This is a genomic window from Lysobacter koreensis (assembly GCF_042677045.1).
GTDB lineage: Bacteria > Pseudomonadota > Gammaproteobacteria > Xanthomonadales > Xanthomonadaceae > Lysobacter_K > Lysobacter_K koreensis.
The window spans coordinates 942,583-951,316 of record NZ_JBHTIH010000003.1 but is presented as its reverse complement, the minus strand read 5'-3'; the positions used below and the strand labels follow the sequence as shown (position 1 = coordinate 951,316).

Genomic DNA, 8,734 nt, shown 5'->3' with positions numbered 1-8,734 from the left:
CCTTGAACTCATCGCTGTAGCGATTGATCGTCCTGGGACCTGGTGCTGGCATAAAGACACTCCTGAAGTTAGATCAGGGTGTCCACTGAACCGAAGGAACTACCATTTCGGCTCGAACGAATTGTTAGGCCAATGCATGACAAGGACTAGTTGCGGATGGGTTCGCAGAAAACCCCGTCCGGCCCATAGACAAGTCGGCTCGGAACCCGGCCGATTTGTGGTTTGAGTCCCAATGTTTCCGAGGGCGTGACGACCTTGATGACTTTGTCCGCGACGATTTCGCATTCACCGATGCCTCCGGGTCCTGGCTCGGAGCAGAGCAGCGCTCGCTTGTGCCCGTAGAAGCTGATCGACCCGGTGTCCCCCATGAGCATCATTCCCGGCTCCTCGCTCCGAAGCTCCTGCGCCGTGATCTTCGAGCACGCCCCTAGTCTTGCGGGGGAGGGCTGCGAAAGGACCTGGCGTTCTGCTTGAGCTGGAGCCTTGACTGGAGGATCGACATCTCGGCTGCAGGACACCAGATGGAATACGAGAAGACCTGACAACTGAAGATGGCGCACATTCATTTCGCGGACTCCAGTTGCAGATACTCGGATCATGCGCTTTAAGTCAGCAAGCCCAAACGCCTGAACTAAGCCGAGCCGCGAAGCGGCTTCGGCTTGAATGAATTGCTAGCCGTCACTTTGCGCACTCAATCCGCCAGCTCTTTGGCACGGGCTAAGTAATGCCTAGCACGCTCCTGGCATCCATTTGCTTGGTAAAGAAGTGCCAACTCCTCGAAGATGTAGTGCCTGGGATCACTCATGGCCTCACTCTCGCGTTCAAGACGAAGTTGTATGGCAAATGCTTGATCAAAGTGTTTCTGCATACGAAGTGCGCGAGCGACGTGCCAGTTAGCGTCACGAGTCGCTCTTGGATTGGCGCCTTGCTCTCGAAGTATCACTGCTCTTCTGAAGTGCCCGAGAGCTTCCTCGTAGCGACCGAGATCGTACAGTGCTTCACCAAGATTGCTGCGAACAGAGGCTTCCCATTGCTTGGCTTCCGGTTGGTTCGACGCCTCCACAAGGGACAACGCTTGTTGCCCCCACTTCACCTGATCCGCAGGATCCGTGTCCACGAATGCCAACATGTGAATGGCATCGATGGCCAACCCATCAAGCCGCGCTTCCCGCGAGATGGTGAGAGCCTTTTCGACAGCCATGCGAGCGTTGCTCTTCGACTCTGGCGTTTGCGACTCCGGAGGATGTTGGTGCGAGGCGTACGTACGGCCAAGCTCCAGCCAGTACCTCACTTGGGCCTCCGCGCCGGCCGATCGAATCTGCGGCTCGATGGAACGCAGGATCTGCCTCGACTTCTGGAAATCCTTTCGAAATACGTAGGTCCGTGCGATCTGCGTTTGAAGAATCAGGACTTCATCGCCGTTTGCAGTCCCAAGAGCAGAACGAAACCGCTGTTCGCTCAAGGCTGGATTGCTGAAATCCCAAAGCGACAAAATGTCGACAGCCAGAACCGGTGCTGCAACGAAACTTGCCATCAGGATGAGGATCAGTTTTCGAATCACGACGATGCCCTCAAGAGGTGTTTTGACGGCTGACGCTTAAGCAGACCCTGCGAGCGGGGATGTGCACCGAATGCTCAAGCAGTCCTGCAACCGGGTCAAGGCGCGTGTTCCCGTATCGGTCAAGGACTCGGCGCCGGTGGAGCCGGGCCAGGCGTAAATGCAGGCCGCGGTCGCTACGGAAAGGCTCCGCTTTTGCGGGGCTTTTTTTTGCAACCGCAACGGCAACAGCAAATCCTCCCCGGCCCTCCTTTTTCAAAGGAGGGAGACAAGCCACGCGCGCGATTTCCTTCCCCTCAAGGGAAGGAGACACGCCGGCGGCCGCGGCAGGTGCGGGGTCGTCAACGTACGGGGTTTCCCCCTCAGGTGGTTTCCCCCTTTGAAAAAGGAGGACCAAGGGGGATTTGTTTTTTGCTGCTGGCGCCCCGCGCAACCCCGTTGCCTGCATCCGCGCGTTGGAAGCCATGCACCCCAACCAGGAGATGGGCCATGGCACACGCGATCCCGAACCCTTCCCACCCGCGCCTCGATGGCGGCCGCATCGCGGCCGAGGTCGGCACCATCGCGGTCAATGTCGGACTGTTGCTGGTGTTGCTGGTGCCGCTGTCGGCGCCGTTGCACGTCGACATCCCCGAACCCGAGACGACGACCGACTGGCTGCCGCGGGTCAAGCCCAAGCCAGTGCCGCCGATCGTGGTGCCGGTAGTGAAACCGCCGCCGCGGGCGGTGCGCAGCGCGGCGGTGGTGCAGCCGCCACGGGTCGAACCGCAGCCGCTGCCGCAGGTGCTCGACCCGGCCGGCGAGATCGCGGTGCCGCCGTTCGAGGAGGTCGTGGTCGACCGCGGCGGCGACAGCATCGCGCCGAACGTCGAACCGCTGGCCGGGGCGCAGTTGCAGTACGCGTCGGCGCCGGCGCCGGGCTATCCGATGGCCGCGCTGCGCGAGGGGCTCGCCGGCACGGTGGTGCTGCAGGTGCTGGTCGACGTCGATGGCCGCCCGCTGCAGGTAGCGGTGTCGCGCAGCAGCGGCCACCGCGTGCTCGACCAGGCCGCGCGCAAGCAGGTACTCGCGCGCTGGCGGTTCGTGCCGGCGATGCGCAACGGCGCGCCGGTGCAGGCGATCGGGTTGGTGCCGGTGGAGTTCGCGCTGCGGCGTTGAGCGCGGCGGAAAACCGGTCGCCGCGCCAGGCGGGTTTCAACCCGCCTTCGCGGGATGGCGCCGCCAGGCCGGCGGGTTGAAACCCGCCCTGCGGTTGCGGCGGTCACGCGTCGGGGAAGCGACGCGTGCCCGGCTGGCGGCGGCTTCGGCCGCGAGCTTCTGCTCCCGGCACACCTATGTGGTGGGTTGGGACGACGAGGAGAAGCTCGCGACTGAAGCCGCTGCTACAGAAGCAAGTGCCTCAGGACGAAAGCGAATCGCGGGTGGCCAGTTCCCGCAAGCCGCCGTGCACCGACGCCACCGCCTGCCATGCCGCGCGCACGCACTGCTGCACGATCGCGCTCGACAGGTAACCCAGCGCGGCGTGCGGGTTGCCGGCGAACAGCGGGTTGCGATCGCGTTCTTCGCGGCCGATGCAGTGCTGTTCGAAGGTGCCGCCGCGGGCGGGCAACGCGATGGCGTCGGGCAGTTGCGGGTCGAACGCGAGCACGTCGCCGGCGGCGACGACGTTCACCCAACGGCGCACGCAGGCCGGGAACGGCAGCCGGGTCTGGCCCACCCAGGACTGGATCACGCGCCGCAGCGGCGCCAGCCCCAGCGGCGAGCCGACGGTGACGAACAGGCGCACGTCGATGTCGCGCCGGCGCAGTTGGCGCAGCACGTCGTAGGCGATCAGCGAGCCCTGGCTGTGCGCGACCACCACGCACGGTCCGTCGTCGCGGTGCAGGCGCTGGCGGAACACGTCCTCCATGTGCCGGCGCCGCGCCGGGTCGAACAGGAAGTCCACCGCATCGGGCAGGCCCAGGCCGGTGCTCGCGGCGACGGCTCGCCCGTGGCTGTCGCGGCGCTGGCGGCCGTCGTTGCCGGCGGCCTGCGCCTTGGCGCGCTGCATCGCGAGCAGGCCGATCTCGCGCAGGAACGCGCGCTGTTCGGCATCGCCGGTGGCGGCACGGATCGCCATCTCGAACTGGATCGGCGCGCAAACCCCGGCCAAGGCACTGCCCAGGCCGGGTTCCTCGTGCGCGCCGCAGCCGCAGACCGGGTCGGCGCAATCGCAGCCTTCGGATTGCGGGTAGCGGGCGCGGTCGACCCAGTAGGCCATGCGCGAGTGGCCGTCCAGGTCGCGGCCGAACAGGGCGCGGTCCCAGCGTGCGGTGAGGGCGTGCTCGTCGGCGTGGTTGCCCAGTCCGTGGATGTAGACCGCGCTGGCCGCCGCACGATCGCGATCATTGGCAGCGCCGAGCGACCCGGCCGCGGCCGTGGAGGTGTCCAGGTGTTCGCGAATCGCGCGGCCCATGGCGTTATCCCGTCGTTAACAAGGCCAACGGTCACGCACGATGAACAAGGCCACGCGCGGTGGCGTTGCGTCGAACGGGTGTGGGTGTGGGCGGGGGTTACGCGCGGTGGTACGGGTGGTTGGCGAGCAGCGCCGCGGCGCGGTACAGCTGCTCGGCCGCGACCAGCCGCACCAGCATGTGCGGCAACGTGAGCGGGCCGAGCGACCAGGACTCGTCGGCGCGCGCGAGCACCTCCGGCGCATGCCCTTCCGGGCCGCCGATCAGCAACGCCAGGTCGCGGCCCTGCGCGCGCCAGTGTTCGAGCCGCTGCGCGAGCTGCTCCGACGACCAGGGCTTGCCGCGCCCGTCGAGTGCGACCACGGTCGCCTGCTTCGGCAGCGCCGCCAGCACCCGCGCGCCTTCGTCGAAGGTCGCGCGCAGCGCGTCGCGGCCCTTGCCGCGCAGGCCCGGCTCGACCTCGGCCAGCTCCAGCGGCAACCAGTGCGAGAGGCGCTTCTGGTACTCGCTGAACCCCTCTGCCACCCAGCGCGGCGCGCGTTCGCCCACGGCGATCAACTTGGCTTTCATGGCGCCATGGTAGCGGCCGCGCGTCACGCCCCGCGGCCACTGACACCCCGGCGTCATACGACGGTTATGGCCCGGCCCTACGGTCAGCACTCCCCCAGCCAGCAGGAGTTGCAATGGACGATCTCGACGTCTCCCGCCGCCAGGTACTCAAGGGCAGCGCCGCCGCAATGGCGGTCGGTGCGATCGGCAGCCTTGGCGGTCTGCATGCGAACCAGGCCATGGCCGCCGCTGGCGACCTTACCCGGATGGCGCCGATCCCCAGCCCGTATGGCGCGCTTGCCCCGGTCGCCGACCGCAGCACCGGCCTGCCGCTGCTGCAGCTGCCGCGCGGTTTCAGCTACCAGTCGTTCGGCTGGAGCGGCGACCGCATGGACGACGGCCAGGCCTGCCCCGACCGCCACGACGGCATGGCGGTGATGCGCGCGCCCGGCCGCGGCCATGGCTTGGGTCGCGGGCGCGGCCACGGCAACGGCCCGGACATGGTGCTGATCCGCAACCACGAGGTCGGCGCCGGCACCCCGATCCGCGCCCCGGGCATGTACGACACCGGCGACATCGGCGGCGGCCAGGTCTCCGGTGGTGGCACCACCACGCTGTTCTGGCGCGACGGTGAGTTCCGCGGCATCGAGCCGAGCCTCGGCGGCACCCTGGTCAATTGCGCCGGCGGCCTGACCCCGTGGGGCACGTGGCTGACCTGCGAGGAGATCAAGACCAACGCGGTGTCGAGCACCGGCAAGAAGCACGGCTACGTGTTCGAGGTCGACCCGCGCAACGAACGCACCAGCGGCCGCCCGCTGGTGCAGATGGGCCGCTTCAGCCACGAGGCGGTCGCGATCGACCCCCGCACCGGCATCGTCTATTTGACCGAGGACGACCGCAACAAGTCGGGCCTGTACCGCTACATCCCGCACGACCGCGCCGGCCGCAATGGCTCGCTCGAGAACGGCGGCCGCCTGCAGGCGGCGCGCGTGCGCGGCCGCGCGAACGCCGACCTCACCGTCGCCACCATCGGCACGCAGGTCGCGCTGGAATGGGTCAACGTGCCGGATCCGGACCTGGATTCGATCGTCGCACCGTCGGGCTTCCCCGACATCGCCGCCGGCGACACCCTCAGCGGCCCGTTCGCGCAGGCCTGGGCCGAGGGCGCGCTGCGCATGAGCCGTGGCGAAGGAATCTGGTACGCGAGCGGCAAGATGCTCATCGTCGACACCGCCACCGGCGTCGACAGCCGCGGCCGCCGGGGCCGTGGCAACGGCGCGGTGTGGGTGCTGGACCTGGCCAGCCAGACCATGCGCGCGTTGTTCGTCAGCGGCGACCAGCTGGCCGCGCACAACCCCGACAACGTCACCGTCAGCCCGCGCGGCGGCGTGGTGCTGTGCGAGGACGGCGGCGAAAGCCCGGACAACTACGGCCCCGGCGCGCGCCTGATCGGCCTGACCCGCGGCGGCGAGTCGTTCTACCTGGGCAAGAACAACGTGCAGCTCACCGCGATCCAGATCGCCAACGCCGACAAGACCATAGCCGAGGGCGACTACCGCGACAGCGAGTTCTGCGGCGCCTGCTGGGACCCGACCGGACGCACGCTGTTCGTCAACATCCAGACCCCGGGCATCACCGTGGCGATCACCGGGCCGTGGCAGCGCGGACCGTTGTGAGTTGGGCTTGAGGCGGAGGGAATGGATTCCCTTTGGCTCGTCATTCGTGCGTAGTTGCGCTCGTCATTCCCGCGAAGGCGGGAATCCATGGACTCTGCTTTTTCCAAGAACCCACGTCCTTGGATTCCCGCCTTCGCGGGAATGACGAGCAAAGAAAAACGGCGCCCCAGGGCGCCGTGTTTCATTACGCAACATCCGAAATCAGACGCGGTCTTCGACGTCGGTCTCGCTGTCGAAGCCGTCGTCGCCGAACTCGGTGTCGCCGTACTCGTCGATCTCGCTCGGCGGCTGGTCGCCGACGGTCCACAGGCGCTCCAGCGCGTAGAACTCGCGCACCCGCGGCAGCATCACGTGGACCACCACGTCGCCCAGGTCGACCAGCACCCACTCGGCCTCGCGCTCGCCCTCCACGCCCAGCGGCATGATGTCGAGCTTCTTGGCGAACACCACCACCTCGTTGGCAATCGACTTGACGTGGCGGGTGGAGGTGCCCGAGGCGATCACCATGAAATCGGTGACGCTGCTCTTGCCGCGCACGTCGATCTCGACGGCGTCCTTGGCCTTGAGCTCCACCAACGCGGCACGCACGGTCTTGAGCAGGTCGTCCACCGACGGCGGCGGGCTGGGGAGGCGGGTCTTGATGACTTGGGCTTGGCTGGTCAAAGGGGAAGCTCGTGGGGCGCGCTGGGGTGCGCGGGATTGAAGCGCGGGGATAGGTGCGTGGGGATTATAGCGAAGCCGCGGAGGCGGCCTGAACGGCGTAGAGCTGCTTGCGGGCGATGTACTCGGCGACCGCGGGCGGTACCCAAGCCTGCCAAGGCTCGCCGGCGGCGATCCGGCGGCGCAGCTCGGTGGACGATTCCGGGCGCTGTTCCTCCAGTCCAAACAGCGCCAGGCCGCCAGCGGGCGACGCCTTCAGCCGCGCTGGCGGGCATTGCCGCGCCGCCACTTCCGTATGGACCTGCGGTGCCTGCTGCGCCAGCCACTGCGCGTCGACCGGGGTACCCGGGCGCGTGACCACCAGGATATGCGCCAGCTCGAACAGCTCGCGCCAGCGGTGCCAGGTGTGCAGCTGCGCCAGCGAGTCGCTGCCGATCAGCCACGCGATCGGCGCCTGCGGGCCGAGTTCTTCGCGCAACTCGCGCAAGGTGTCGATGCTGTAGGACGGCCCCGGGCGGCGCAGCTCGCGCCGGTCGACCACCAGGCCGCGTTCGCCGGCGGTGGCCAGGTCGAGCATGCGCGCGCGCTGCTGCGCGTCGGCGTGGGTCGGGCCCTTGTGTGGCGGATCGGCGGCCGGCAGCAGCCGCACGGGCGCCTGCAGGCCGTCGCGCACCGCGCGCGCGACGGCAAGGTGGCCGCAATGGACCGGGTCGAAGGTGCCGCCGTAGAAAACCTGCAGGGTCATCGCGCGTGCTCGGAACGGGGCGCTGCCACCGCGCTCAACGCGATGCCGACAGCAGGCGGGCCGCGCGCGGTTCGGCGACCGCGAGCAGCAGCCGCTCCAGCGCCAGCCAGGCGTCACCGGGATCCTCGCCGGGCTGGCCACGGCCCTTGGCGATGCGGTCGACCCGCCCGGCCTGGGCGACGAACGCTTCCCAGCGCGCGACGCCATGGCGTTTCAACGCGCGCTGGTACATCGGCTGCTTGGCATCCCAGATCCGCTGCGCCTTGAACTCGGCCGCCAGGTTGCCGCCGCGCTCGCTGATGCGCGCCAGCGCCGCGCCGCGCTGCAGTTCCATGATCACCATGCCGAGCAGCGCGGGCACCGCTTCGCCCTCGGCGCGCAGGCCGGCGAGCATGCGCGAGACCTGCGCGCCCTGCCCGTTCAAGGCCGCGTCGACCACCCGGAACACGTCGAAGCGCGCCGCGTCGGCGACCAGCGATTCCATGCGCTGCGCGTCGAGCGTCGAACCGTCGGACAGCAGCGCGAGTTTGTCGACCTCCTGCGCGGCGGCTAGCAGGTTGCCCTCGACCCGGTCGGCCAGTTGCTGCACCGCGCCGCGGTCGGCCTTGAGGCCGTGCGCGCGCAACCGGCGCTCGATCCATTCGGGCAGCTCGTGCGGCTTGATCGCCCACGCGATCGCGACCTGGCCGATACGGCCGATCGCCTCGCTCCACTTGCCGCCGTGCTGGCGGCTCCACTCGCCGGCGGTGACCAACAGGGTGATGTCGGCGGGCGGATCGGCGCAGAACTCGGCGATCAGCGCCGCGCCGTCCTTGCCGGGCTTGCCGGTCGGCAGCCGCACCTCGATCAGGCGGCGGCTGGCGAACAGGCTGGGGGCGCGCATCGTCGCCGTGATCGCGTCCCAGTCGGGCTCGCGCGGGTTGCCTTCGGCCTCGAACACCTCGCGCTCGGCGACGCCGTGCCTGCGCGCGGCGGCGCGCACCGCGTCAGCGGCCTCGAGCACGCGCAGCGTCTCCGGGCCGGCGATCAGGTAGGCGGGGCGTAGCGGCCCGGATTCGAGCTGGGTGGCCAGCTGCTCCGGCTTGAGTTCCAT

General features: G+C 68.5%; 9 protein-coding genes. 2 read left to right on the top strand and 7 right to left on the bottom strand.

Features of this window, described 5'->3' with window-relative positions; genetic code table 11:
• Positions 1–146: 146 nt before the first annotated feature.
• Together ACFQZQ_RS09690 and ACFQZQ_RS09685 are read right to left on the bottom strand one after the other, a co-directional pair.
• Complete coding sequence (locus tag ACFQZQ_RS09690; protein ID WP_386812541.1) at positions 147–566, bottom strand: hypothetical protein; 420 nt, start codon at positions 564–566, stop codon at positions 147–149.
• Positions 567–691: 125 nt separating this feature from the next.
• Positions 692–1,561, bottom strand: coding sequence for a tetratricopeptide repeat protein (locus ACFQZQ_RS09685; protein WP_386812540.1), 870 nt, complete (start codon positions 1,559–1,561; stop codon positions 692–694).
• Positions 1,562–2,047: 486 nt separating this feature from the next.
• On the opposite strand from ACFQZQ_RS09685, the gene ACFQZQ_RS09680 reads away from it, so the two are divergent.
• Complete coding sequence (locus tag ACFQZQ_RS09680; protein WP_386812539.1) at positions 2,048–2,716, top strand: energy transducer TonB; 669 nt, start codon at positions 2,048–2,050, stop codon at positions 2,714–2,716.
• 241 nt (positions 2,717–2,957) lie between these two features.
• Here the strand turns inward: ACFQZQ_RS09680 and ACFQZQ_RS09675 are convergent, their stop codons facing one another.
• Together ACFQZQ_RS09675 and rlmH are read right to left on the bottom strand one after the other, a co-directional pair.
• Entirely contained in the window at positions 2,958–4,013 is a 1,056-nt protein-coding gene (locus ACFQZQ_RS09675; protein WP_386812538.1) for a hypothetical protein, read from the bottom strand.
• Between the two features lie 97 nt (positions 4,014–4,110).
• On the bottom strand, positions 4,111–4,581 hold the full coding sequence (rlmH, locus tag ACFQZQ_RS09670) for a 23S rRNA (pseudouridine(1915)-N(3))-methyltransferase RlmH (protein ID WP_386812537.1): 471 nt from the start codon (positions 4,579–4,581) through the stop codon (positions 4,111–4,113).
• Between the two features lie 113 nt (positions 4,582–4,694).
• Here rlmH and ACFQZQ_RS09665 point away from each other — a divergent pair, with 113 nt between their 5' ends.
• On the top strand, positions 4,695–6,236 hold the full coding sequence (locus ACFQZQ_RS09665) for an alkaline phosphatase PhoX (protein WP_386812536.1): 1,542 nt from the start codon (positions 4,695–4,697) through the stop codon (positions 6,234–6,236).
• Between the two features lie 201 nt (positions 6,237–6,437).
• Here the strand turns inward: ACFQZQ_RS09665 and rsfS are convergent, their stop codons facing one another.
• The 3 genes from rsfS to holA all read right to left on the bottom strand — a co-directional run bounded on the left by rsfS (position 6,438) and on the right by holA (position 8,734).
• Complete coding sequence (rsfS, locus tag ACFQZQ_RS09660) at positions 6,438–6,899, bottom strand: ribosome silencing factor (protein WP_386812535.1); 462 nt, start codon at positions 6,897–6,899, stop codon at positions 6,438–6,440.
• Positions 6,900–6,963: 64 nt separating this feature from the next.
• Positions 6,964–7,641 (bottom strand): nicotinate-nucleotide adenylyltransferase, encoded by a 678-nt coding sequence (gene nadD, locus ACFQZQ_RS09655; protein WP_386812534.1) that lies wholly within the window; start codon positions 7,639–7,641, stop codon positions 6,964–6,966.
• A 34-nt stretch (positions 7,642–7,675) separates the two neighbouring features.
• Entirely contained in the window at positions 7,676–8,734 is a 1,059-nt protein-coding gene (gene holA, locus ACFQZQ_RS09650; protein ID WP_386812533.1) for a DNA polymerase III subunit delta, read from the bottom strand.

Coding starts and splice junctions, on each gene's coding strand:
- holA (WP_386812533.1), bottom strand. CDS start 8,734: ATGGAACTCAAGCCGGAGCAGCTGGCCACCCAGCTCGAATCCGGGCCG.
- ACFQZQ_RS09675 (WP_386812538.1), bottom strand. CDS start 4,013: ATGGGCCGCGCGATTCGCGAACACCTGGACACCTCCACGGCCGCGGCC.
- ACFQZQ_RS09665 (WP_386812536.1), top strand. CDS start 4,695: ATGGACGATCTCGACGTCTCCCGCCGCCAGGTACTCAAGGGCAGCGCC.
- ACFQZQ_RS09690 (WP_386812541.1), bottom strand. CDS start 566: ATGAATGTGCGCCATCTTCAGTTGTCAGGTCTTCTCGTATTCCATCTG.
- nadD (WP_386812534.1), bottom strand. CDS start 7,641: ATGACCCTGCAGGTTTTCTACGGCGGCACCTTCGACCCGGTCCATTGC.
- rlmH (WP_386812537.1), bottom strand. CDS start 4,581: ATGAAAGCCAAGTTGATCGCCGTGGGCGAACGCGCGCCGCGCTGGGTG.
- ACFQZQ_RS09680 (WP_386812539.1), top strand. CDS start 2,048: ATGGCACACGCGATCCCGAACCCTTCCCACCCGCGCCTCGATGGCGGC.